This is a genomic window from Streptosporangium sp. NPDC004631 (assembly GCF_053601935.1).
The window spans coordinates 198,668-222,649 of record NZ_JBSGCR010000002.1 but is presented as its reverse complement, the minus strand read 5'-3'; the positions used below and the strand labels follow the sequence as shown (position 1 = coordinate 222,649).

Sequence of the window (23,982 nt, the reverse complement as noted above, 5' to 3'; positions counted from 1 at the left end):
GCCCTCCTCGCTCCCTACCGGCACTCCCGGTCCTCCCAGCCCTCCTCGATCTCTCCCGGTCTTTCCTCGGCGGAAACGCCTCCGCTCCGTCAGGCCACTCCGGAGCCGACGACATCTGTCGAGTCGACACAGATCATGTCCAGTTTGGGAAAACTGTAGGCTTTAGCGACATTTGAGGAGTCTGTGGGCGTTTACCGGTTAAATTCGCATCTTCCATAGAAGATTAGAGATTCACCTTGCCTTCCGGTCTCAATTTCATTAAGAAGACACTCCGGCGCCCCAGCCGGTAAACCGGGAGTGCCATTGAAGCGATTTCTCCATGGTAAGCGAGACGGAACCGCTCGCATGAGACCGGAGAGGTTGCGCAATCATCCAATGAGCTGGCACAGGATCTTCTCGCTCTCGGCAGGGTTCGTGTCCGCGATACTGGGCTGGCTGGCCTTCTTTCGGCTGCCCTGGCAGTCGCCCTTTCTCGCGGCGTCCGGGCCACAGTCGATCTTTCATCCGCGCCCCCCGCTGGCCCTCGCCTGGGTGGCGTTCACAACGCTGATCGTCTTTGTGATCAACTACCGGTACAGAAGACGCGCGACCCCCCTGGTGCCCTCCACCGCCGACGGCAGCGGCATGTCCGCGCTGGACATGAGCATCCCGGACCTGCAGCGGGTCTTCGACCTCCGCGCCGAGGCGGCGCTGTCGGACAAGATGATCTCCCTGCCGATGTTCGTCTCGCTGGTCCTCCAGCCGGAGAAGTCGCGGATGCGCACGGTGGAGACCGTCTCCCTCGAAGGCCGCGTAATCGTTCAGGACGTCAGGGTGGAGCTTTCCCTGTCGGATGCCCTGCTGGACGCCTCCTGGGAGCGCAGAGAGGTCACCGAGAACAGAGACGGCGGCCGGTCCGGCGACGAGGACGCCGGCAATTCAGAGATATACGTGCCCATACTGAACTGCCCCAAGAAGGAAATGATCGATAATTTCCATGTGCGGGACCGAGAGGGCCGAGATCTCGACATCCTCTGCTACGAGGAAACGATCCAGCTCATCTCCTCGTCACTGCACTTCCTCATCCAGGCGGCCCTGCGGGAGAACGACCGCGGGGCGGGCGCGGCCTCGGAGGGGATCGACACGGCCGAGGCCCTCTTCCTCATGCTGATATGCGGCAACACGACCCCCTCCCTCAAAACAACCGAGAGAACCATCCAGGCGGGTCTCGCCCACATCGGCATCACCGGAAAGGGCGACGACGAGGCGCAGACCGTCACCTGGCTCCGGGAGTTTCTCAGAACCCTCGCCCAGGCCTTCCCCGTGGTCGCGGTCGTGCCGGAGATGCCCGGCCCCCGGCGCCTGCAGATCTCCTACAGCCGGACGACCATCCCGCCGAACAAGTCCAAACGGCTCCGTCACTGGCTCCGGCTGATGCTGGGCCTGCGCCCGGTGACGGTGCAGATGTCCCCGGGTATGGCGCACAACTCCCAGTCCTATCACCTGCAGGTCAGGGCCCCGGAGTCGCAGTATCTGATGGAGCAGACGCTCCGCTGCGCGGAGTGCGGCCAGAAGCTGAGCAGATCGGAGGTCGAGACGGACGGCTCCGGGGGCTGCGCCCACGTGAGGCCCGCCAGCGACAACGAGCCCTACTTCCAGCTCCTCCGCAAGCGGGGGCAGCACTACGCCCACCTCTACATGCGCGGGTTCGCCGGCCTGCAGCAGCAGAACATCAGGCTCACCGCCTCCTTCGGGGAGGTGCCGCCGGGCACGCTGGCCAGCGCGGCCATCACGGCGGTGACCTCCTTCCTGCTGATCGGCGCGGTCGGCGTCGCCGAGATGACAAGACTCGCGCGCGACAGCGACATCCCCGCCGTACTCCTGGTCCTTCCCGCGGTCGCCGCCTCGTGGTTCGGCTTCGCCTCCGACACCGAGGCGGTACTTCGATCATCGCTTGCCGCCCGCTGCTCACTTATTCTGGGGGGTTTCACATCTATAGCGGCTTCTGTCCTGTTTATCGTCTCGGGTGCGGTTCAACAGGACAAGCCAGATCCGCTGGGCAAGGCCGCCGGCCAAGTCGGTGATTCCACAGCCGTACTGGGCATCCAGGTGGGATGGTGGTGGTCCGCGCTCATCTATCTCGCAGGCGCCAACCTCGTCTACGTCCTGGTCCAACTGGTGGTGCGGTCAAATGCATACCGAAGACTCTTGCGTAAGGAGGCCCTCTTCAATGACGATACAGTTACATAGAGAGGCGGGAGCGGCCTTGAAGAACGACTCTCCCGATGGGATCTACGTGATGGAGCCCATCGAATACGTACGGTCGTCCACTTTGCCCGACAATGAGTTGCTCAAAGACCAGGAGGAAGTAAAGTCCCTCCTGCGGGACACTCGAAAATCCATACGGAGTCGTACCCGAGAGAAGATCTCCCGAGCGATCCTCGCCGCCATCGCCGAAGTGCAGAAAGACCAGGCGGCGGAGCGTCCCACCATGGTGGGGGGCAGGCGCCGTAGCGCGTAGCACCCCCGATTCCCCGGGCTCAGTGGCCCCGTCGCGTCCCGCCCGGCCGAACACCTCCGGCCCTTCATCGCCGCCGATCCCACCGACCCCACGGTCCCACCCCGCGCCCGCATCTCGTCAGCGCCCCTTCGCCGCGGTTCCTCTCAGCGGAACCGACGGTGACCGACCGCGACCACCCCTCGGCGGGACCGGTCCAGCACCCGGGGCAGATTCAGCACTCGGGACAGGCCGACAGGCGGCAGGTCAGCCGGCGACGCGGCGGACCGCCGGTCAGCCGCGGGACGACTTCACCCGGAGCACCACAGCCTGACCGGGTCGGAAGTAAACCTGTTTTTCTTGTTTTTCTTCCGACGGTCCGCATAGCTGTTCACCGTAGTCACTTTCCGTTTCTCCGGCCGGAAACCTGGATATTGATCCCCACCTTTCCCACAGGACATGCGCGATACTTCCCCACCCTTCTCTCTTTTCCACCCCTTCTCCACTTTTCTCCCCTCCTCTCCCCCCTTCACGGCGCTCCGGTATCCCGTCGCCATCAGCGGCAAGAAGACCATCGACCGGGCGGGCATCAGCACCGCGAAACTCACCCTCGGCCTCCCGTCCGACGCGGGCCCTGACCAGACATGGTGCCGCTCCACCTGCGGCAACCTCGCCTACAACGGCCGCGACATCACCGAACCGCGGTTTCGCCCTCACGCCCACCAGGCAAGCCGAGACGATCGCCTCACCCCCGACCACAACAGGACCGGTCCGCCGACCGGGCCGGCTGGATCGAGGCCTTCATCGCACGGCACGAGGCCACCCGCCCCGACACCGCCCGCATAGAGGACGCCGCGACCGCATGAGGACATACACCAAAAGAGACCGCGAGGCCGAGCGAACTGCCGATAGATCGTTGTGAAGGCAGGTGTTCCTTCGCCGACGTACGCGCCGGTGACATTCAGGTCGATGAACTCCCTCGCCTCAAGATCATCCATGCCGTCCTCGATGAGTCGTAGTCACCGGCCAGGCCGAGCCGTACCGTGTTGGCCCGGTAGAGGCGCCAGGCAGGTCGACGCCGGCCCGCACCTCGCCCGGACTCTGCTGCTCGCAGGGCTCCTCCAACTCCCGCACGACCTGCCTGGCCGACCACCCCCGGGCCGGCCGGTGCGCCTTGAGCAGGCTCCCCCCGCAGCAGCCGTGGACGGCCTGGGCGGTCTGCCGGGGGAACCACAGCTATGGTTCGGCCTGCCCGCGCCAGCATCTCGCGCAGGCGGGCGAATGCTCACCTCGGGCCACGGCGCCTCCCGCTCGCTGTTCGCACAAGATTAACGAGAGCCCACCACGGCGTAAGCACGCTCGTACATTGCATTCCCTTTACCCGCGGGTTCTCCACGGAACGGCGGCGGCTTTCCCAGGTATGCCGCTGATCCCACACCGGTCCACCAGAGGGGCGATTGCCTCGCATCCCTCCAAACATCACTCTTCACATGAAAGCCATCAATGACGCCAGGAGTGATCTATATGACGGCAAAACGCGGCGAGGCCATCGCCCACCTACGGCGGCTCGCCTCCCACCTGGAGTCGCACTCCCTGCACGTGCGGCTGAAGTCGTCCCCGGGACTCCATCCGCGTCTGCACGTCGTCAACCCGATGGCGCCGACCATGACCGAGGACGTCCTGGCCGCCCACGAGGAGGACGGCGAGTGGTGGTTCTGGCTGTCCTGGGCCGGCCGTATCGGGCAGGCCGAAGACGTCGCCACGGCCGCGGAACGGGTGGCCGGTGTGCTTCACGTGATACGCAGATAGGTGATTCTTGGCCTCCACATGGGTACCACTCGGTGATCAAGCCCAGAAAGGAGCGGAACCGTGAAAAAAATCCACGTCATCCAGCGCCCGCGTCCCCCACGTGAGCCGATGCCGCTCGACCTCCGCACTCCGTCGGGCAAGGCACTTCCCTTTTAGGCCCAGAACGTTTGACTCAGGGCGGTTTTCGGCGGCTGGCGCAGTTTCCGATGATTGGCGTGATTTACACCGGCCAGCGTGGTTTGCCACGGCCGAGGCGACCTACCACGGCCGGGGGTTCTCCGGCAGCCGGCACGGCCTCCGGCGGCGGGACGGCCTCAGAGAGAGGTCGTCCCGCCGTGACCTGCCTGACAGGCATAATGGCAGGTCACAGTAGCAGGACGCGGCCGTTTCAAGAGGACGTCAAGCCATCTGCAGGGGCACGGGGTCATCCTGCCCCCATGAAGAACAGCGCTCCCTTCACCGCCAGTGTCAGCGTGGTTGTTCCCGCCATGAACGAGGCGGCCAACCTGCCGCACGTCTTCGCGACCCTGCCCGGCTGGATCGACGAGGTCGTCCTCGTCGACGGCAACTCCACCGACGACACGGTCGCGGTCGCCAGGGCGCTCAGGCCCGGCCTGCGCGTCGTCACCCAGAGCCGCCGGGGTAAGGGCAACGCCCTCATCGAGGGGTTCGCCGCCGCCACCGGCGACGTCATCGTCATGATCGACGCCGACGGGTCCACCGACGGCCGGGAGATCGCCTCCTTCGTGACCGCGCTGGTCGAGGGCGCCGACTTCGCCAAGGGCTCGCGCTACGCCGCCGGAGGGGGGTCGGACGACATCAGCCCGCTCCGGTCGCTCGGCAACCGGCTGCTCACACTGGCCACCAACCGGCTGTACGGCACGCGCTACACCGATCTCTGCTACGGCTACAACGCGTTCTGGGCCCGTCACCTCGACGCCCTCGCCCTCGACTGCGACGGCTTCGAGATCGAGACGCTGATGAACATCCGCGCGGCCCGGGCCGGGCTGGTGATCCGGGAGGTGCCCAGCCACGAGCGCAGCCGCATCCACGGGGTCAGCAACCTGCACGCGGTACGGGACGGCCTGCGGGTGCTGCGGACCATCCTGCGCGAGCGCGTCCGCCGTACGGCCGAGCCCGTCGCGGCCCGGCGGGAACCCGCGACCGCCTGAAGGCACACGGGGGTGTGTCGCCGGCCGGGCACGCGCCGCGCGGGTGGCCCCGATCGGCCGGGGGGATTCCCCGGCGCGGGCACGCGCCGTCACCGCGTCAGGCGATTTCCAGGGCCTCGGCGACGGAGGGGAGGACCTCGAACACCTGGGTCAGACCGGCGAGGTTGAGACGTCGGGCCAGGTTTCCCTGGATGCCGGTGAGGATGAGCCGGACCCCCGCGAGATGGCCCCGGTGCCGCGCCTGGAGCAGCTCGCCTATGCCGGAGGAGTCGCAGAAGGTGAGAGCCGAGAGGTCGATGATCAGGGTCGGCGACTGAAGAACCCTCCAGGCCCTGTCGAGCTCCGCCCGCAGGATCGGGGTGTGGTAATGATCCAGCTCTCCGCTTGCCCGCACCACGAGTGTCGTGCCGTGCAGTCCGGACGTGGCGGTGAAACTCGACTCCGGCTCGTTTCCCACGAACATGATCAACCTTCTGTACCAGACCTCTCCCGGCCGTGTAACTGTCTCATACGAGGTGGGCGGGTCCGGCGGAGAAGGGAACCCCGGGCAGCACGGCTCCACCGCGCGTCCCCTCTCAGGACGCCTCCCCGCCGTACGGCGGAGGACACGCGGGCCCTCCCTGCCCAGGCCGTGCGGAGAGCGGAGAGCGGCGGCCGGGGGCTCCGGGAGGCGGCCGGGCCGTTCCGCCCCGCGCTCTCGTATGGGGGAGACCGGGAGAACCCACGTGACTTATGTAAAGAGTTCCGGTTTGGCCATGGTGAGGTGTTCCAACATGCCGGTTGGTTGACGTAGTCTCTCCCAAACCCCAAAAAACGGAAGCCCGATATGAAACGGATCATTATTACCCATAAACCTCGTCCGCCGCGCCGGCCCACCTCTCTCGACCTGCGCACACCTTCAGGACGAGCGCTCCCGTTCTGACAGGAACATCCTGTTGACGAACCACAGCAGCACACCGACCGCGATCAGGACGCCGGCACGGACGTAGACGTCCCCGCCGCGTCCGGTGACGGGCAGCGCCAGCACGAGGCAGACCACCGCGCCGAGCGCGGGCATCCAACTCGGCGCCCGGTAGTGGTCGTGCTCCACGGGGTCCCCGCGCAGGACCAGGACCGCGACGTTGACCAGCGTGAACACGAGCAGCAGCAGAAGCACCGTCGTGTCGGCCAGGTTGCCCACGTCGCCGGTGGCGACCAGCACGGCCGCGACCGCCACGGTGAAGAGGATGGCCACCCACGGGGTGGCCCTGGTCGCGTGGACCGTGGCGAAGACCTTGGGCACGATCCCCTCCCGCGCCATGCCGTACACCAGCCGGGAGGCCATCATCATGTTGATCAGCGCGGTGTTGCCCACCGCGAGCAGCGCGATGAGCGCGAACAGCTTGGGCGGGAACGCGAGACCCGCCACCTTGACGACCTCCAGGAGCGGGCCGGTCGAGGTCATCAGCGTCTCGGTGTCCACCAGCGTGGTCGCGGTGAACGCGACCGCCAGGTAGATCACCGAGGCCAGGGCCAGGCCGCCGAAGAGCGCGCGGGGATAGTCACGCTGCGGATTCCTGGACTCCTCCGCGAGGTTCACCGAGTCCTCGAAGCCGATCAGCGCGTAGAAGGCGAGCGCGGTGCCGCCGAGGACGCCGAGGAACGCGCCGTTGGCCGGGTGGAACTCCAGGGCGCGGGCGGGCTGGCCGTCGCCGGAGAGCAGCGCGTAGACGCCGATCGCGATGATGACCAGCAGGCCGAACGCCTCGATGACCGTCAGGACCACGTTGACCTTGACGGACTCGGAGATCCCGGCGAGGTTCACCAGCGTCACCAGGCCCAGGAAGGCGAACGCGCCGACGATCACCGGCAGTGAGACGAACTCGTTCAGGTATCTGCCGCCGAACGCCCGGGCCGCGGCGCTCGCCGAGGTGATCCCGCTCATCAGCACCGCGAAGGCCACGATGAAGGTCACGAAGGGGATGTTGAACGCCTTGTTGGCGTACAGCGCGGCGCCGGCGGCCCGAGGATACTTCCCGACGAGCTCGGCGTAGGCCGTCGCGGTCAGCGTGGCCAGCACGAAGGCGACAAGGAACGGCAGCCAGAGCGCGCCGCCGACGTATCCGGCCACCTTTCCGACCAGGGCGTAGATTCCCGCGCCCAGAATGTCTCCCACCACGAACAGCAGCAGCACCTTGCGCCCGATCACCCGCTTGAGCGAGTGCTGGGCAGAATCGGGTTCGATCGTCGCCTCAGCCATGCCGCCCTCTTACCCAAAGACGACTCGAAATCACCCTGCGTAACAGGAGTCCCTCCTGTAAGCGTCATGAAAGTGATCCGCAAGGAGATCCGCCTACTGTCCCACCTGTCACGAGATGCCACGAAAGGTATAAATGTTCTCCGCCCTCTCCTCCCGCCGCACCGCCGCCACCGTCGCGGGAGCCGTACTTCTCTCCCTGACCGCCGCCTGCGGGGGATCCGGCAACACCGCGGCCTGCGCCGAGGTGGGACAGCTCGTCACCGGCTACGCCGGCAACGTGGCCGCGATCGGCACCGACATCGCCAAGTTCAACGAGGCGAACCAGAAGTTCTCCGCCGACCTGAAGGCTCTGGCCGGCAAGGCCGAGGGCGACCTCGCCACCGCGCTCAACGACTTCTCCACCTCGTGGGGCAAGCTGAAGATCGACGCGAGCGACCCGGCCGCCATCGGGGCCGCGGTGGGCGACATGACCAAGAAGTCGCAGGATCTTCAGACGGCGATCAGCACCTCCTGCTCCTGATGAGCCCGTGCCCCTTCGGGGAGAAGGGGCACTCCCGGTACGGCCGCCGCTCCGCCTGCGGGGGGCAGCGCGGCGCGGCGGCCGTACGATCGACTCGAACGCCTCCGCCGGTCGTCCGACGGGGGCGTTCGCCGTTCTCCGGCCCGTGCGGGTCACCCTCCTCCGCCCGGCCCCGGCGCGAACTCCGGCCCGTCTCCCGGCCCGGACCGGTGATCTCCGGTGTGGACTCCGGACCCGTTCCGCCCGCCCGTACCGGTCAGCCTCTGAGGACTCGGGCCTCCTCGTAGCACCGCTCGAAGCCCTCCAGCACCGCCGGCCAGGAGCTGCGGACGGGCTCGGTCGCACGGTTGTGCGCCGCGATCGACGCGCGCAGCTCGCGGTCGCCGACCAGCCTGGCCACCGCCGCGACCAGGCCGTCGAAGCTCTTGCCGAGAAGGCCCTCCTTGCCGGGACGGACGAAGTCGGCCACCCCGCTCTGGGCCCGCGCGACCACCGGCACCCCCGCGGACCTGGCCTCCAGCGCCGCCAGCCCGAAGGACTCCCGGGGTGCCGGGGCGACGAACACGTCCGCCGAGGCCAGCAGTTCGCGGATCCGGTCGCGGCTGTAGCGGCCGGGCAGCGAGACCCAGCCGCTCATCCCGTTGGCCCGCAGATAGCGTTCCATCTGGGAGCGCGCCGGGCCGTCACCGACGACGGTGGCCCGCATCACGATCTCCTTCGGCACCTGGGCGCGGGCCTCCTTCAGCAGTCTGAGCAGCCGGACCGGCTGCTTGCGGGGGGCGAGCCGTCCCACGGCGACGACGTGGACCGCACCGCCGGGCTCGTGCCGTACCGGCTCCGGGGCACGCCAGCCGGAGACGTCGAGGCCGTTGGAGACCACGTGCACCGGCACCTCGCGCCCGGCCACCGCGCGGATCGGCAGGGCCGCGGCCTCGCTCACCGCGGTGCCCACCAGCCCCCAGCGATGCCACTCCGCCAGCAGCCGCAGCGCCCGGTAGACCCCGCGGGTGACCGGGTCCCACATGCTGTGCACGGTCACCACGGCGGGCAGTCCCGCGCGGACGGCGGCGCGGACGCCCATCCAGGCGAACGGCGAGACGGCGCCCGTGTGAACGTGCACCACGTCGGGGCGGCGCACCGTCATCAGCCGCAGCAGGTGGCCGACCCCGAACGGGTGAACGGGCAGGTCGAAGGGGAGTTTCGCCACGATCCGATACACGCCGGGCAGGGGTTCCCCGGGGGTGGCCGTCGCCACCTCGACAGTGTGCCCGGCCTGGCGCTGCATCCGGATCAGATCGGCCACCTGCACCTCGATCCCACCGAGGCGCGGCAGGTAACAGTCACTGACGTGGAGGATCCTCACCGTGCCAGCGTAGCCCCGCGTGAGATCATGCCTGCGTGCCCACCGGATCCCTCCCGCGGATCTCGCCGTGACGAGGGCCGTCCGGGCGGCCCGAGACGCGCGAACGGAGTGAAGGCGATCAAGACCGTCAAGACCGCTGTGTTCTTCCACGCCCATCCCGACGACGAGTCCCTGCTGACCGCGGGCACCATGGCGATGCTCGCCGCCGAGGGACACCGGGTGGTGCTCGTGGTCGCCACCTCGGGAGAGCGCGGCCAGGCCGACCTGGAGCCCGGTGAGGCGCTGGGCGCCGCGCGGATCACCGAGCTGTACCGGTCGGCCGCGGCGCTCGGCTGCGCCCGGGTGGTCAATCTCGGCTACGGCGACTCCGGGCTGGCCCCCGGCGGCGGGGTCGCCGAGGACCGGCCGGAGAACGCGTTCATCGACGCCGACGCCGAGGAGGCCGCCCGCCGCCTCGCCGCGATCCTCACCGAGGAGGACGCCGGCCTGCTGACCACCTACGATCCCGCCGGGGGCTACGGCCACCCCGACCACGTCCAGGTGCACCGGGTCGGCGGCCGGGCGGCCGAGATCGCGGGCACCCCGATCGTGCTGGAGGCCACGGTCAACCGCGACCCGCTGCTCAGGGGACTCCGGCTGATCCGCAGGTTCTATCCCCAGCTGGACGTCCGCGCCTTCGAGCGGGCCTACTCCCCCGGTGAGGAGATCACCCACCGGGTGAACGTACGGCGCTTCGCCCGGCGGAAACGGGCGAGCATGGCCGCGCACGCCTCCCAGGCCACCGGGGCGGACACCCGCACGCTGGGGGTGATGCTCAAGCTCCCGCAGCCGCTCTACCGTCTCGTCTTCGGTACCGAGTGGTACGTCAGGCGCGGCCTGCCGCCCGGCACCCGGCTGAGGCATCCGTTCGAAGTTCCTCCCCAAGGATGAGCTCCGGACCGGCACACTTGGTCTGGGGGGTTACATGAAGAACAAATGGGTCCAGATCGGACTGTCGATCGCGTCGCTGGCGCTGGCCGCCACGCTCGTGCGGTTCCTGCCGCAGATCGTGGAGGCACTGACCGGCAAGCACGTCTCGTGGTCACAGATCGGCGCCCAGTTCGCCCGCCTGAACTGGCAGACGGTCGCGCTGATGGCCGTCGTCTGGCTGGCCAGCCTGCTCGCCTACACGTTCGTGCTGACCGCCTCACTGCCCGGTCTCACCCATCCGCAGGCTCTGACGCTGAACGCGGCGGGCAGCGCGGTGAGCAACCTGCTGCCGTTCGGCGGCGCGGCCGGGGTGGCGATGACGATCGCGATGACCAAGGGCTGGGGCTTCCAGCTCCGGGCCGTCGTGGTGTCGACGCTGGCCAGCGGCATCTGGAACACCCTGTTCCGCTTCCTGCTGCCCGCGGCCGGCATCCTGGCGCTGCTGGTCAGCGGGGAGCGGCTCAGCCCGGCCGTGGCCAAGGCCGGCTGGGTGGGCACGCTGTCCATCCTCGCCCTGGTCGCCCTGGTGACCACCGCCCTCTACTGGGACCGCGCCGCCGCCGTGCTCGGCCGCGCCCTCGACGCCGCCACGCGGCTGCTCCCCCACCGGAGCCGTCCCGGCGAGCACGCCCTCTCCGGGGCGCTGGAGAGGCTGCGCGCCGACACCTCCGAGGTGGTAAGGCATCGCTGGCCCGGTCTGACCCTGGGCATGATCTTCTTTCTCGGGCTCCAGTGGCTGATCCTGGTCTGCTGCCTGAAGGCGACCGGCGCCTACCCCGGGCTGGCGCAGTCGATCGCCGTGTTCGCCCTGTCCAGGGTGCTGACCACCGCCGTGGTGACCCCGAGCGGGACCGGGATCATGGAGGCGGGGACGGTCGGCGCGCTGGTCTTCTTCGGTGCGCCGCTCGACTCCGCGACGGCCGCTGCACTGCTTTTCGGCTTCTGGACCTACACTGTCGAAATCCCCTTCGGCGGCCTGGCGCTCGGCGCGTGGGCGCTTCTGCGCCGGCGCGACAACACCGTCCGGGCCCCCGCGAAGGAGCCGATCGGCCGCTAGATTGGGAAAGACCTTGTGCGCGATTCGAAAGCCCGCATAGCGTGGCGGCTGACATGGTGGCGTTCCGGGTTCTCGGTCCGGTCGAGGCACACTCCGGTGATGACGAGCTTGACCTGGGCGGGTTGCGGCAGCGTGCCGTCCTCGCCCGGTTGCTGGTCGCACGCGGGCAGGTCGTGCCTGTCGACTCACTCCTCTACGACCTGTGGGACGACGACGCGGCCAAGAGCGCGCAGTCCGGTCTGCAGGTCTACATCTCCCGTCTGCGCCGGGTCCTCGAACCCGGCCGCCCGCGCGGGGGCCCCAACAGGCTGCTGGTGACCGTCGCCTCCGGCTACGCGCTGCGGGTCGCCGCCGACCAGGTGGACGCGCTGCGCTTCGAGACACTGGTCCGCACGGCCGGAGAGCACCTGGAGGGCGACGACCCCGCCTCGGCGCGGGCCCGGCTGGAGAAGGCCCTCGGGCTCTGGCGCGGCACGCCGTACTCCGACTTCGCCGACCAGCCGTGGGCCGAGGCCGAGGTGAACCGGCTGACCGAGCTGCGCCTGGTGGCCCGCGAGCGGCACGCCGACAGCGGCCTGCGCCTGGGCATGCCCGCCGAGGCCGTACCGGACCTGGAGGCGCTGACCACCGAGCAGCCGCTCCGCGAGGAGGGCTGGCGGCTGCTCGCCCTCGGCCAGTACCGGTGCGGGCGGCAAGGCGAGGCGCTGGCCGCGCTGCGCCGGGCCCGCGCGATCCTCGCCGAGGAGCTGGGCATCGACCCGGGACCGGCGCTGCGCAAGCTGGAGTCGGACATCCTGGCCCAGGACCCCGGCCTGCAGCTCGCCACCCCGCCCGGCCGGCTGCGCCCCGCGATGCCCGCCGACACCTGGCCGCCCCGGCCCGCGCTGGCCCCGATGGAGCTGCCGCCGCTGGAGCCCGAGCCGTTCGTCGGCCGGGACGCCGAGCTGAGCCGGCTGGTCACCGCCGCCGCCAGGACCGGCCGCTTCACCGTCGCGGTGGTCGGCGGCGACGCGGGTGCCGGCAAGACCACGCTGGTCCGCCAGCTGACCAGGCGGCTCTCCGACGACGGCTGGGGCATCTCCTCCGGCGCCTGCCCCGACAGCAGCGCCACCCCTCCCGGCTGGGCGTGGGTGGAGATCCTGCGCACGCTGGTGAACGCCGCCGGTCCCGGCGAGTACGCCCACCTGCTGGCGCCCCTGCTGGACGACGCGGCCCCCGAGCCCGACGAGGACCAGGTCTCCGGCGGCTTCCGGCTGCACCGGGCGGTGGGCGGCTATCTCGCCGCCGTCGCCAAGGAGACGCCGATCCTGCTGACGCTGGAGGATCTGCACTGGGCCGACGACCAGACCCTCGCGCTGCTGCGCGCGCTGCCGAGCCTGCTGGCCACCAGCCGGGTGCTGCTGGTGGTGACCTGCAGGGACAGCGAGCTGAGCGACCAGCAGGCCGAGGTGCTCGCCGCGCTCGCCCGGCTGGGCCCCGTCCGGGTGGGGCTCACCGGCCTGGACCCCAAGGCGGTGGCAGAGCTGGTCCGGGCGACCTGCGTGCGCGAGGTGGACGAGGACGCGGTCAACAGCATCGCCGAGCGGACCGGCGGCAACCCCTTCTTCGTCCGCGAGACCGTGCGCCTGCTCGACGCCGAGGCGGTGAGCGACCGCGCCACGGCCGCCGAGGTGATCTCCGGGGTGCCCTCCGGGGTCCGCGACGTGCTGCGGCGGCGCATCTCCCGGCTGCCCTCGGCGGCCCAGCAGATCCTGCTTCAGGCCGCTGTGATCGGCCGTGACGTCGACGTGGACGTGCTGGTGGACGTGACGGGTGACGAGGACGCCGTGGTCGACGCGGTGGAGGCCGCGCTGCTCGCCGGGCTGGTCACCGAGCCGGGCCCCGGCATGCTCCGCTTCGACCACGACCTGGTCCGCGACACCGTCTACTCCGACGCCTCCCGGCTGCGCCGCTCCCGGCTGCACGCCTCGGTGGCCACGGTGATCGAGCACAGGACCCCCGGCGACGTGGCCGCGCTCGCCCACCACTACGACGCGGCCGGCACCACCGAGACGGCCATCAAGGCGGTGCACTACGCAGGGCTCGCCGCCGAACAGGCCGAGCGCCGCTTCGCCCACCGTGAGGCCGCCTCACTGTGGGAGAAGGCCATCGCCGCCTTCGACCGGTCCGGCATCACCCACACCCCCGACAGCACCCGCGACCGCCTGCTGCTGACCCTGAACCTCATCAAGGCGCTGGCTCTGTGCGGGGACATGGCCGCGGCCCGCAGGCGGCGGCGCGAGGCGATGGACGCGGCCCTGCCGCTGGGCAACCTGGAGCTCACCGCGCGGGTGGCGGCCTCCCTGGCCGTGCCGCACAAGGGCATGGCCCGCGACTTCACCCGCACCGCGTGGGAGATCGTCGACGTCGCCGAGCAGGCGCTGGTCGAGCTGCCCGCCGCCGAACAGTCGTTGCGGGCGAGCCTGCTGGCCACGCTCGCGCTGGAGCTGGAGGGCTCGGCCACCCCCCGGGGCGAGCAGGCGTCGCTGGAGGCCGAGGAGCTGGCCCGGCGGAGCGGCGACCCCGCGCTGCTGGCGACCGCGCTGAGCGGGCGGCTACGCCAGTCCTACGGCATCACCCCCGTCGGCGAGCGGGAGGTCATCGGCCGGGAGCTGCTGGAGGTCGGCGAGGCGACCGGCCAGGTGTCGGTCCAGGCCCTGGCGCATCTGGTGCTGATGGAGTGCGCCGCGGCCTCCGGCGCGTTCGCCGACGCCGACGCGCACGTGGCCGCCGCCGAGCGGCTCGCCAGGCGATACGGCCTGCCGGCCCCGGCCGCCGTCGGCGCCTGGTACGCCGGACAGCGCCTGATGATCGCGGGTGACTTCGCCGGCGCGGAGCGCGCCTACCGCGACGCCGCCCGGCTGACCGCCCGCGCCGGCATGCTCGAAGGCCGCCAGGACCTGCCGCTGATCACCGCGTTCTGCCTGCACCTGGTCAACGGCCGGGCCGCGGAGATGGTGGAGCCGCTGGCCGAGGCCCACCAGCGCGGGGCCAAGTGGACCCTCGACGCCTACGCGGTGGCCCTGGCCTCGGCCGGGCACACCCGTGACGCGCGGGCGGTCATCGCGGTGAAGACCCCGGTGCGCCCCGACTTCCTCTACGAGCTGGCGATGATCTGGCGGGCGCTGGCCGGCATGCTGCTGGACGACAGGGAGCGGATGATCGAGGCCTACGACACGCTGAAGCCGTTCTCCGAGCGGATCGCGGGGGCCGGTACCGGCGTGGTGGCGCTCTGGCCGGTCGCGCTGACCCTCGGTGACCTGGCGCTGCGACTCGGCTTCTCGGACGCGGTGAGACCCCACTACGAAAAAGCCCTCGCGGTGGCTCAGCGGGTCGGGGTGACCCGCTGGGTCGAGGCGGCGCAGCGCTCGCTCAGCAACTGACGAGGAACTTGGCGCTGCGCAGGGCCGGGGCACCGGAGATCGAGAGGGTGACCCGGTACCAGCCGGGGTTGCCGACCACGTGCGGCTGCCACTCGACGACCTGGCTCCTGCCGGTGAAGCCGGAGTTCCCGCTCAGGTAGGTCCGCCACGTCCGGGTGTCCCTGCTCCAGCGCTGCAGGCGCCAGTCGTAGGAGACGACCCCGTCGGGGTGCGGGTTGTCGATCACGCTCTGGACCCGGTACGGCCGGTCACACGGCTCGGGCGCGGGGAGCGGGCTGACCGTGACCGTGCCCACGGCCGGGGCCCGCGCCACGCCGCTCTCGGCGGCGCCAGCCGCGACCGTACCGGCCTCCCCGGCGTCGGCCTGGGCCGCCGTACCCCCATGCGCCGTACCGGCTTTCCCGGTGCCGGCCTGGATCGCCGTACCGGCCTCCGCCGTGCTGTCCTCCGCCGTGTCGCTGGCGACCGTGCTGATCTCCGCCGAGGCGTAGGACAGCACCACGGTCCGTTCCGGTGCGCCGGCGGCCGCCCAGGGGGTCGCGACGGTGTCCTCGGCCATGCCCGCGGTGGTACCCGCCGTCGTGCCCGTGTCCGCCGTGACGCGCGCCCGCGCTCCGGAAGAGGCCCCCTGGGACGCCTCCACCCCCACGTAGGCGCCGGTGAAGGCGAGCGTGGCCACCAGCAGTTTCACGACGCTCGCCGTTCCGCTGGCCACTATCGGCACCACGCTGCTCCGCGGACTCATGACGGGTTCCTCCCTTTCCGTTATCTACATGGGTACGGCAGAAGGGTTGATCTCTGCTTGACGTCCGGTTGCAGAGGCTCTGCCGCATTCCGCTTAGAGGGACTCCGCCGGGTATGGTCAGGTAAGCCTGTCCTAAGATCTGGTACGGTGAAGAGAGCTACCGTGGCGGTGATGTTTCACAGTGCGACTTCTTGCGGCAGGCATCCCCGATCCCACTTCGGCATCCGTTCTGGGCATGCCACTGTGGCTCTGGGTGCTTATCGGTGGCATCGGCCTGTTCGGCGCCTTCCAGTGCTACTACTGGGTCGGCCGCACGCTCGGCCCCCGTCTCTACTCCTCCCGGGTGGGCCGGAAGATCAGCCCGGAGGGCATCCGCAAGGTCGAGGCGGCCGTCGGCAGGTGGGGGGCGCTCGCCGTCTACGGCTGCTTCTGGGTGCCCGGCCTGCGCCACACGCTGCCCTGGGTGGCGGGGGTGCTGCGGGTCTCCTACCCCTGGTACACGGTGGCCAGCGCGCTGGGCTGCCTGACGTGGGTGCCGGTGACCTCCTTCGGCCTGTACTCGGTGATCTGGGGCTGGCTGAGGCTGGCCACTGAGTCGCCGCTGCTGGCGGGGGGCGCCGTCGCCGTGGCGATCACGGCGATCGCCGGTTTCGTCCGCTGGCGGCGGCACAGGTCCACACGGCACGCATCGGACGAACTCACCCCCGTCTGACCCCTCGCCCTCCGCCCGCGACCGGTGGTCCGCGGATGGCATATGTCGCCGATCTCGGCGTTACGACATGGACGTCAACATTTTCATCGCCAAAACGCCAAGATCCGCAAAATGACGGCCCCTTCTGCCAGCATGCTGCACATGCAAATCGGGGGAATCCGCCTCATCGTCTGCGCCACCCTGACCACCCTGGCCTGCGGGTTCGCCACGCCCGCACATGCTCGGCGGCCCACCGGACCCGGCCCGCGGGCCGCACACCGCGCCGCCCCGGCCGCCCCGGCGGTGGTGGCGCGGGCGGCCTACCTCTACGACGCCACCACGGGAACGATCCAGCTGAGCAAACAGGCGACCAGACGGATGCCGGTGGCCAGCCTGACCAAGGTCATGACAGCGTACGTCGTGCTCCGCGAGGCCGGGCTGAACGACATCGTCACGATCAACGCCGCCGACGTACGGCACGCGGCGACGAACGACGCGACCGGCGCCTCGCTCCGCGCCGGAGAGCGGCTGACCGTCAGGGACCTGCTCTACGGGGTGATGCTCCCCTCGGGGGCCGACGCCTCCCACGCGCTGGCCCGCGTCTACGGGCCGGGCCAGGCCAGATTCGTGGCCAAGATGAACGCCGCGGGCCGCTCGCTGGGCCTGACCGGCACCCGCTACACCAACCCCGACGGGCTGCCCAAGCCGAGCGGCGGCCACTCCACCGCCCGGGACCAGGCGAGACTGGCCGAGATCGCGCTCCGCGACCCGACGCTGCTGACCATCGCCTCCACCCGGCGCCACACCGTGCCCACCTCGAAGACGCACCGCGCCCACACCTGGACCAACACCAACAAGCTGATCGGCAAGACCCCCGGCGCGCTGGGCCTCAAGACCGGCTACACCCGGGCGGCCGGCTACTGCCTGTCGTTCGCCGCCGACCGCGACGGCCACCGGCTCATCGGCGTGATCCTCGGCGACGCCAGGTCCGACCGCCGCTTCCAGACCGCCAACCGGCTTCTCAACTGGGCGGGCGGTCAGACCTCCGGCACCCAGGACCCCGCCGACGACGTCTAACGCGTTGACGACCGAACCGGACATCCCCGCAATCGCACCCCATGTAAAGATCAACGCTGAGCCGGGGGGAGGCCGGGCCTGGGCCCGATGCGCCCCGGCCCGGCCTGGAGGGGTCAGGGCCGCCGGGCGGACGGGGGTGCGGGGGTTTCGCGCATCAGGGCGTGGCAGGCGATGGCCGCGGCGGCCACGACGTTGAGGGAGTCGACGCCCAGGTGCATGGCGGTCGGGCTCATCGGGATGCACACCGGCTCGTCGGCCTCGTGCAGCCAGCGGGAGGAGAGGCCGTCGCCCTCCGAGCCGAGCAGGAGGGCGACCCGGTCGGCCATGGCGACCCCGTCCATGGGGGTGACGGACTGGTCGGGGGTGAGGGCCAGCGTCTGGAAGCCCGCCGTACGGAGTTCCGCCAGGCCGTCGTACCAGTTGGTCATCCGGGCGTACGGGATGGCGAAGACCGCGCCCATGGAGACCTTCACCGACCTGCGGTAGAGCGGGTCGGCGCAGCGGGGCGAGAGGATCACGGCGCCGACGCCCAGGGCTGCGGCACAGCGGAAGATCGCGCCGACGTTGCCGTGGTCGACGAGGTCCTCCAGCACCAGGACGCGGTGGGGGCCTCGGCCGGCGCCCCCGGCGAGGTCTTCCGGCACGGCTCCGGAGGTAACGCCTGGAGCGGCCCCGAGGGTGGCTCCGGAGGCGGCTCCGGGAGTGGTGGCGCCGTTCAGGATCTCGGTGACGGCGGGGAGTTCCCGGCGTTCCATCGCGGCCAGGGCGCCCCGGTGCACCGGGAACCCGGCGATCGCCTCCATCGCGTCGTCGTCCACCACGTGGACCCGGTCGCCCAGCTCGTCGAGCAGGTCGGCGAGGGAGTCGGTCCAGCGGCGGGTCAGCAGCACCGAGCGCACCGGGTAGCCGGCGGCGACGGCCCGGCGGATCACCTTCTCCCCCTCGGCGATGAAGAGGCCGTGCTCGGCCTCCAGGCTCTTGCGCAGCTCGACGTCGCGCAGGCCGGTGTAGTCGGCCAGGGGGGAGTCTGAGGTGTTAGGCACCTTCGAATACTGCCATGACCCGCCTGAGCTGCCACATCACCGCGTACAGGAGCAGCAGGAGGCAGCAGCCGACCACCACCCCGGCTCCCATCCTGGTGAGGGTCTCGACCCTGCCGAAGGCCGGATAGATCCTCGGCCAGACCGCCGCGCCCATCAGGGTGGCGATGGCCGCCGCCAGGATCACGCCGCGCCGTACCGGGGCGGGGAGGATCAGCCGCTCGGGCGGGGTCACCGGTTCCATCCGGGACAGCCCGCGCCAGGCCCACCAGGCCACCACGGCCAGGCCCACCACGGTGGAGAGGTACTGCAGCACCCGGAAGGTCGGCAGCGGGCCGACGGCCGGGGCCGCCAGCCACTCCCAGCCCCAGATGTCCTGGCTGTAGACATGGGTGAAGGAGTCCCACAGCTTGTGGGTGAAGGCGCCGACGACGCCGCCCGCGATCACGGCGGGCAGCTGCCGCACGCCGTACGCCCGGGGGGCCAGTGAGGCGGCCCGGCCCACCAGTCCGGGGGGCAGCAGCGCGGTCAGCGGCTCGCGGAGCAGGCCGTGGAAGACGGTGAGCAGCACGACGACGGCGAGCGGGTCGATCGTGAGGACTCCCCGGAGGGAGTGCCAGCTCATGTAGTCCGGCAGGAAGGGCAGAAAGATCGGCAGGTCCGGCACCATCGCACCGAGGGCCAGTGCCCAGGGGTCCAGAATCCGGCGCGTCCGGGCCGACGAGATCAGCGGCAGCACGGCGGCGACATGGCTGGGCGTGAACGGCACGGATTTCCCCCAAGGACCCGAGAACAAGAACCCGAGAATCTGCTGACTCGTTTCCCGGGGAGACTACGCCGTCGCGATCTCCGTCGAGAGCTTCACACCAACACCACATGGAGTGACGTGTATGTTACGGAGGGTTGATATTTAGGTATCGGGGGGTCACCGTGACCGACCAGAGCGTGCTGGCTCGACCGGCGAACGACGAGTGGCTGTGCGACGCCCGCAGGGCCCGTGCGCTCTCCCTGGTCACGCTGGCCTGGCTGGGCGCCGAGAGCGCGCTCGGCCTCACCGCCGGGCTGGGGTCGCACTCGGTCGCGCTGATCGGCTGGGGCACCTCGGCGCTGGTGGAGGCGCTGGCGAGCCTCATCGTGGTCTGGCGGTTCACCGGGTCGCGGACCCTGTCGCGGGACGCCGAGGGGAAGGCCCGCAGGGCGGTGGCGGTCAGCTTCTGGCTCCTCGCCCCCTATCTGGTGCTCCATGTGGCCTACGACCTCCAGGCGGGGCATCGGGCCACCCCCAGCGCGTTGGGGGTGGCGGTGACGACGGTCAGCCTGGTCGGCATGCCGATCCTGGGCCTGGCCAAGCGGCGGCTGGGCGCCCGGCTGGACTCGGCGGCGACGTCGGGCGAGGGCACCCAGAACCTGCTCTGCGCGCTGCTCGCCGCGGGCGTGCTGGCCGGGATCGCCCTGAACGGCATCGGGTGGTGGTGGGCCGATCCGGCCATGGCGGTGCTGCTGGCGGCGGCGGCCGTACGGGAGGGCCGCGAAGCCTGGCACGGACACTCCTGCCACCACTGACGGGGTCTCGTACGGTGCCACCTACGACAAGAAGGGCGTTTTGCTGGGATAAGGGGCAACAGTACGGTTCTGTGAATATTGTGGAGAACCTCCCGGTAAGGTGACCCGCTAGCTCCAGGACATCGACACCGAAGAGGGCACCGTGGGCGGACGTCACCGGACGGATGAGCTCGACGACGGCTACAACTCCCACAGGGCGCCGACCCGGCGGCGCCGTGGCGGGCCCGGCCGGTTGCTGGCCCCGCTGGTGGGCTCCGTCGCCCTCGCGGTGCTGCTCGGCGTCGCCGCCTTCGCGATCGTCAGCCGGGACCGCGAATGCTCCGGGGACCGGATCGCCCTGCGCGTCACCGCCTCACCCGACATCCAGCCCGCCGTGTCCCGGATCGCGCAGGGCTTCAACAAGGCCGGTCACCGGGTCGGCGACGGGTGCGCCGTCGTCACGGTGACCAAGGGCGTCTCGGCGACGGTGGCCTCCGGGCTGGCGGGCAGCGGCGGCAAGGTCGGCGCGATGGACGCGTGGATCCCGGACTCGTCGCTCTGGGTGACCGGTCTGCGGGCGAAGAACCCGCAGGCGCCCGCCCCGGGGCCGTCGACGGCCCACTCCCCCATCGTCATGGTGGCCGCGGGCTCGGTGATCCCGAGCCTGCAGAAGAACCTGGGCGAGGCGAGCTGGGTCGGCATGATCAGTGCCGCGAACGTGGCCAACGTCGACGGGCCGGGCCGCAGGGTACGCGTGCTCGCGCTGGACCCCTCGCTCAACGCCGCCGGCCTCGGTGCGCTGCTGGCCGCCTCCGGGGTGGCCAACGCCTCGGGCATCGGCCAGGAGGAGCTGGTCGGCGCCCTCAAGGCGCTGTCCGGATCGACAGCCCGCGACCAGGACGCGCTGCTGGCCAGCCTCGGCGTCAAGGGGACCCGGGCCCCGGTCGGCATCGCCTCGGAGCAGGCCGTCTGGGCGTTCAACACCACCAGGAGGCCGGAGGTCCCGGCCGTGCCGCTCTATCCGGCCGAGGGCACGCTGAACCTCGACTACCCCCTGGTGATCACCACCAAGAACACCGCGGCCCGGGGTGCCGCCGAGGCGTTCCAGAAGGAGCTCGGCACCGAGGCGGCCAGGAAGATCCTCCGGGCGGAGGGCTTCCGCACCCCGGACGGTCAGGGCGGCACGGCGGTCGCCGGCACCGGCGGCTTCCAGGCCAAGGCCCCGAAGACGCTGGAGACGCCCGACGCCGCCACCGTGGCGCGGCTCTCCCAGTCGTGGTCGCGACTGAACCTCGGCACCAGGCTGGTCACGCTGCTGGACGTCTCGGGCACCATGGCGCTCCCGGTGCCCGGCACCGGCCTGACCAGGATGCAGGCGATCACAAAGATCGCCGTCGAGGGCATGAGGCTGTTCCCCGTCAAGAGCGAGATCGGGTTCTGGGAGTTCTCCACGCACCTCGACCGGCAGGGCCGGGACTACCGGGAGACGGTTCCGGTCGGCCCGCTGACCGAGAACCTGGACGGCGTCCTGCGCCGGGATCTGATCAACCAGAGGCTGGCCACGATCAGGGCCAAGGCGACCGGGGACACCGGGCTCAACGACACCCTCGCCGCCGCCTACCGGCAGATGACCGAGGAGTACCAGAGCGACAAGATCAACACGGTGCTGATCCTCACCGACGGCGCGGGCAACGACGACCCCGACGGCGGGATCGGCGACCTGGAGATCCTGAAAACGCTCCGGGAGAGCTACAACCCGGAGAAGCCGGTCAGCATCCTGATCATCGCCTTCGGCCCCGACGCCCCCAAGGGCAAGCGTCAGATGGACGCCCTGGCCAAGGCCACCGGCGGCGAGGCCTACATCGCCAAGGACGTCCTGGAGGTCCGCAGGTTCTTCCTGCAGGGCATGAAGCGCCGGATCTGCGCCCCCCACTGCTGACCGCCCGCGGTACGGCGGGCGTCCCGGCGATCCCGGACGGGGCGGCTCGGGGCCGGAACGGGAGGCGTGATTTGGGTCACTGTCACCGGCGTGGGCGAGCGCGGTCTCCCGCGCGTCCCCTCCGGGGCCGCCGAGGGCGGGGCCGATTCTGCGATATCGTGGGAAACCCCTGCACCACAGGCTTCCGGGGCCTCAGAGGACCCGCCTTCGACACCGGTGTCCTCCCTCTTCACAGCGGTGGACCCGGCGTCCGGGAAGGCTTGATCCTTTGGCCTCGCGCTGGATAATGCCGCTACTTCTCTTTGCGATCCGGTAAACCATGGACTGGGGCCAAACGTCGCCATTGACGTCCGTGCGGAGTGATTGATGGCATGAAAGAGCGATCGACCACCCCATTACCAAGCCGGGAGAGGCGGAGATGTCGACCAACCGCAGGGTGCTCAAGTGGGCGGTCACCCTCGCGTGCGTGACGGGGGCCGTGATCGCGCTGGCCGGGATCAACACCCCGCTACGTCTCGTGCTGACCCCCCTGTTCCTTTTGGTGGTGCCGGGGGCCGCGGTGGTAGGACTGTTGCGTGATCGTGACCCTCTTGCGGCACTATCGGTCGGGGCGGCGGCAAGTCTGGTGGTGAACGTTCTCCTTGCTGTTGCCATGCTGTCCTTTGACGCGTGGTCGCCCCGCGCAGGGGTGGCGACGATCGCGGTGCTCGGCGGCTTCATATACGTGTTACGCGTGCTGTACCGGGGGAGCGGAAGCTTGCAGACTGAACAGGGGGCCAGGTCAAGGTGAACGTTGCCGTTGTTCGCCCGGGTGACCTCGGAGAGTCCGAGATCCTCCGATGGCGGGAGTTACAGGGGGCGGACCCGTCCCTCGACAATCCCTTTCTGTCCGTGGAGTTCGCCCTGGCCATGGGCCGCCTGCGCGACTACGTCCGGGTGGCCGTGATCCAGGACGGCGGCAAGATCGTCGGATTCTTCCCCTACGAGCGCCACAGTTTCGGGATCGGCAAGCCTCTGGGGGGCTTCCTCACCACCTGTCACGGGTTGATCTCAAGCCCCGATCTGGAGATGGAGGCCCGGTCACTGCTGCGCGCCTGCAAGCTCTCGGTCTTCGACTTCGACCACCTGGTCGCCGGGCAGGCGACGTTCGCCGCCCACCAGTCGGACGTACGGCCGGCGCCGGTCATGGATCTGAGTTCCGGTTTCGACTCCTACATCGACCAGGTCCGGGCGAAATCCCCCAAGAACTACAAGACCGTCCGCTACAAGGAGCGCAAGCTCGGCCGTGAGCAGGGCGACCTCCGCTTCGAGTGGGACTCGGCCGACCCCGAGACCCTGCGCACCCTGATGAACTGGAAGTCCGACCAGTACCGGCGGACAGGCCGGGTGGACCGTTTCGCCCAGCCGTGGATCGTCCGGCTGCTCGACGAGATGCACTCGGAGCGCTCGGAGACCTTCGCCGGAGTGCTGACCATGGTCTACGCCGGGGACACGCCCGTCGCCGGCCACTTCGGCCTGCGCACGGCGCACACCCTGGTGGGCTGGTTCCCGGCCTACGACATCGAGTTCGCCCGCTACTCCCCCGGCATCATGCACCACCTCTACATGGCGGAGCACGCGGCCGGCGCGGGCCTGCGCCAGGTGGACATGGGCAAGGGTGGCCGCGAGTACAAGGGCTGGCTGAAGACCGGTGACCTGTTCGTCGCCGAGGGGCGTGTGTCGCGCCCCTCCCCGGCGGCCGCCGTCCACTGGATGGGGCGCGCCCCGGTCAACAAGGCCCGCACCATCGTCACCGACCGTCCCCACCTATATCGTCTTGCCGACCGGGTGCTGAAACGTTTCGGCCGCATGCGCACCTCCGCGCAGAACCAATCAGCCACCCCCGTCGTCAAGGAACCATGGGGAGTGGGCTGAGCCGGCT

20 protein-coding genes are annotated in these 23,982 nt (G+C 70.2%); 13 read left to right on the top strand and 7 right to left on the bottom strand.

The annotated features are described in order from the left end of the window. The first annotated feature begins 375 nt into the window (after positions 1-375). The gene (locus tag ACWEF2_RS02660) at positions 376-2,229 is read left to right on the top strand and encodes a hypothetical protein (RefSeq protein WP_453811261.1); all 1,854 of its coding nucleotides are present in this window, start codon (positions 376-378) and stop codon (positions 2,227-2,229) included. Between the two features lie 558 nt (positions 2,230-2,787). Here ACWEF2_RS02660 and ACWEF2_RS02655 read toward each other — a convergent pair. Then, on the bottom strand, positions 2,788-3,084 hold the full coding sequence (locus tag ACWEF2_RS02655; protein ID WP_453811260.1) for a hypothetical protein: 297 nt from the start codon (positions 3,082-3,084) through the stop codon (positions 2,788-2,790). 916 nt (positions 3,085-4,000) lie between these two features. On the opposite strand from ACWEF2_RS02655, the gene ACWEF2_RS02650 reads away from it, so the two are divergent. Both ACWEF2_RS02650 and ACWEF2_RS02645 read left to right on the top strand, forming a co-directional pair. After that, complete coding sequence (locus ACWEF2_RS02650; RefSeq protein ID WP_453811259.1) at positions 4,001-4,285, top strand: hypothetical protein; 285 nt, start codon at positions 4,001-4,003, stop codon at positions 4,283-4,285. 437 nt (positions 4,286-4,722) lie between these two features. Further along, entirely contained in the window at positions 4,723-5,457 is a 735-nt protein-coding gene (locus ACWEF2_RS02645) for a glycosyltransferase family 2 protein (protein WP_453811258.1), read from the top strand. 97 nt (positions 5,458-5,554) lie between these two features. On the opposite strand, the gene ACWEF2_RS02640 is transcribed toward ACWEF2_RS02645, so the two are convergent. Then, positions 5,555-5,920, bottom strand: coding sequence for an STAS domain-containing protein (locus tag ACWEF2_RS02640; RefSeq protein WP_453811257.1), 366 nt, complete (start codon positions 5,918-5,920; stop codon positions 5,555-5,557). Between the two features lie 435 nt (positions 5,921-6,355). Further along, positions 6,356-7,696 carry an APC family permease gene (locus tag ACWEF2_RS02635; protein WP_453811256.1) on the bottom strand — a complete coding sequence of 447 codons (1,341 nt, stop codon included), beginning with the start codon at positions 7,694-7,696 and terminating at the stop codon, positions 6,356-6,358. Between the two features lie 133 nt (positions 7,697-7,829). On the opposite strand from ACWEF2_RS02635, the gene ACWEF2_RS02630 reads away from it, so the two are divergent. Further along, positions 7,830-8,216, top strand: a complete 387-nt coding sequence (locus ACWEF2_RS02630) for a hypothetical protein (protein WP_453811255.1) — start codon at positions 7,830-7,832, stop codon at positions 8,214-8,216. 256 nt (positions 8,217-8,472) lie between these two features. On the opposite strand, the gene ACWEF2_RS02625 is transcribed toward ACWEF2_RS02630, so the two are convergent. After that, a complete protein-coding gene (locus ACWEF2_RS02625) occupies positions 8,473-9,579 on the bottom strand; it encodes a glycosyltransferase family 4 protein (RefSeq protein ID WP_453811254.1) in 1,107 nt (368 codons plus the stop codon). A gap of 108 nt (positions 9,580-9,687) precedes the next feature. On the opposite strand from ACWEF2_RS02625, the gene ACWEF2_RS02620 reads away from it, so the two are divergent. Genes ACWEF2_RS02620 through ACWEF2_RS02610 form a run of 3 tightly spaced genes read left to right on the top strand, consistent with a single transcriptional unit; the run spans position 9,688 to position 15,027 of the window. Continuing rightward, positions 9,688-10,509: a PIG-L family deacetylase gene (locus ACWEF2_RS02620; protein WP_453811253.1), complete on the top strand. Its 822-nt coding sequence runs from the start codon at positions 9,688-9,690 to the stop codon at positions 10,507-10,509. A 34-nt stretch (positions 10,510-10,543) separates the two neighbouring features. After that, the gene (locus ACWEF2_RS02615) at positions 10,544-11,605 is read left to right on the top strand and encodes a lysylphosphatidylglycerol synthase transmembrane domain-containing protein (RefSeq protein WP_453811252.1); all 1,062 of its coding nucleotides are present in this window, start codon (positions 10,544-10,546) and stop codon (positions 11,603-11,605) included. A gap of 41 nt (positions 11,606-11,646) precedes the next feature. Next, the gene (locus ACWEF2_RS02610) at positions 11,647-15,027 is read left to right on the top strand and encodes a BTAD domain-containing putative transcriptional regulator (protein ID WP_453811251.1); all 3,381 of its coding nucleotides are present in this window, start codon (positions 11,647-11,649) and stop codon (positions 15,025-15,027) included. On the opposite strand, the gene ACWEF2_RS02605 is transcribed toward ACWEF2_RS02610, so the two are convergent. Beyond that, on the bottom strand, positions 15,017-15,772 hold the full coding sequence (locus ACWEF2_RS02605) for a hypothetical protein (protein ID WP_453811250.1): 756 nt from the start codon (positions 15,770-15,772) through the stop codon (positions 15,017-15,019). The genes ACWEF2_RS02610 and ACWEF2_RS02605 overlap by 11 nt on opposite strands. A 235-nt stretch (positions 15,773-16,007) precedes the next feature. Here ACWEF2_RS02605 and ACWEF2_RS02600 point away from each other — a divergent pair, with 235 nt between their 5' ends. Together ACWEF2_RS02600 and ACWEF2_RS02595 are read left to right on the top strand one after the other, a co-directional pair. Next, positions 16,008-16,484, top strand: a complete 477-nt coding sequence (locus tag ACWEF2_RS02600; protein ID WP_453811249.1) for a DedA family protein — start codon at positions 16,008-16,010, stop codon at positions 16,482-16,484. A gap of 141 nt (positions 16,485-16,625) precedes the next feature. Further along, entirely contained in the window at positions 16,626-17,540 is a 915-nt protein-coding gene (locus tag ACWEF2_RS02595) for a D-alanyl-D-alanine carboxypeptidase family protein (RefSeq protein WP_453811248.1), read from the top strand. A 113-nt stretch (positions 17,541-17,653) separates the two neighbouring features. Here the strand turns inward: ACWEF2_RS02595 and ACWEF2_RS02590 are convergent, their stop codons facing one another. Next, entirely contained in the window at positions 17,654-18,583 is a 930-nt protein-coding gene (locus ACWEF2_RS02590; RefSeq protein WP_453811247.1) for a TrmH family RNA methyltransferase, read from the bottom strand. Beyond that, entirely contained in the window at positions 18,576-19,349 is a 774-nt protein-coding gene (locus tag ACWEF2_RS02585) for a DUF4184 family protein (protein ID WP_453811246.1), read from the bottom strand. The genes ACWEF2_RS02590 and ACWEF2_RS02585 overlap by 8 nt, the downstream gene beginning before the upstream one ends. A 161-nt stretch (positions 19,350-19,510) precedes the next feature. On the opposite strand from ACWEF2_RS02585, the gene ACWEF2_RS02580 reads away from it, so the two are divergent. The 4 genes from ACWEF2_RS02580 (at position 19,511) to ACWEF2_RS02565 (ending at position 23,975) form a co-directional block, all read left to right on the top strand. Then, on the top strand, positions 19,511-20,143 hold the full coding sequence (locus ACWEF2_RS02580; protein WP_453811245.1) for a hypothetical protein: 633 nt from the start codon (positions 19,511-19,513) through the stop codon (positions 20,141-20,143). A gap of 142 nt (positions 20,144-20,285) precedes the next feature. Then, positions 20,286-22,061: a substrate-binding and VWA domain-containing protein gene (locus ACWEF2_RS02575; RefSeq protein WP_453811244.1), complete on the top strand. Its 1,776-nt coding sequence runs from the start codon at positions 20,286-20,288 to the stop codon at positions 22,059-22,061. 418 nt (positions 22,062-22,479) lie between these two features. Continuing rightward, positions 22,480-22,851, top strand: a complete 372-nt coding sequence (locus ACWEF2_RS02570; protein ID WP_355592601.1) for a hypothetical protein — start codon at positions 22,480-22,482, stop codon at positions 22,849-22,851. Next, complete coding sequence (locus tag ACWEF2_RS02565; RefSeq protein WP_453811243.1) at positions 22,848-23,975, top strand: GNAT family N-acetyltransferase; 1,128 nt, start codon at positions 22,848-22,850, stop codon at positions 23,973-23,975. The genes ACWEF2_RS02570 and ACWEF2_RS02565 overlap by 4 nt, the downstream gene beginning before the upstream one ends. Positions 23,976-23,982 lie beyond the last annotated feature (7 nt).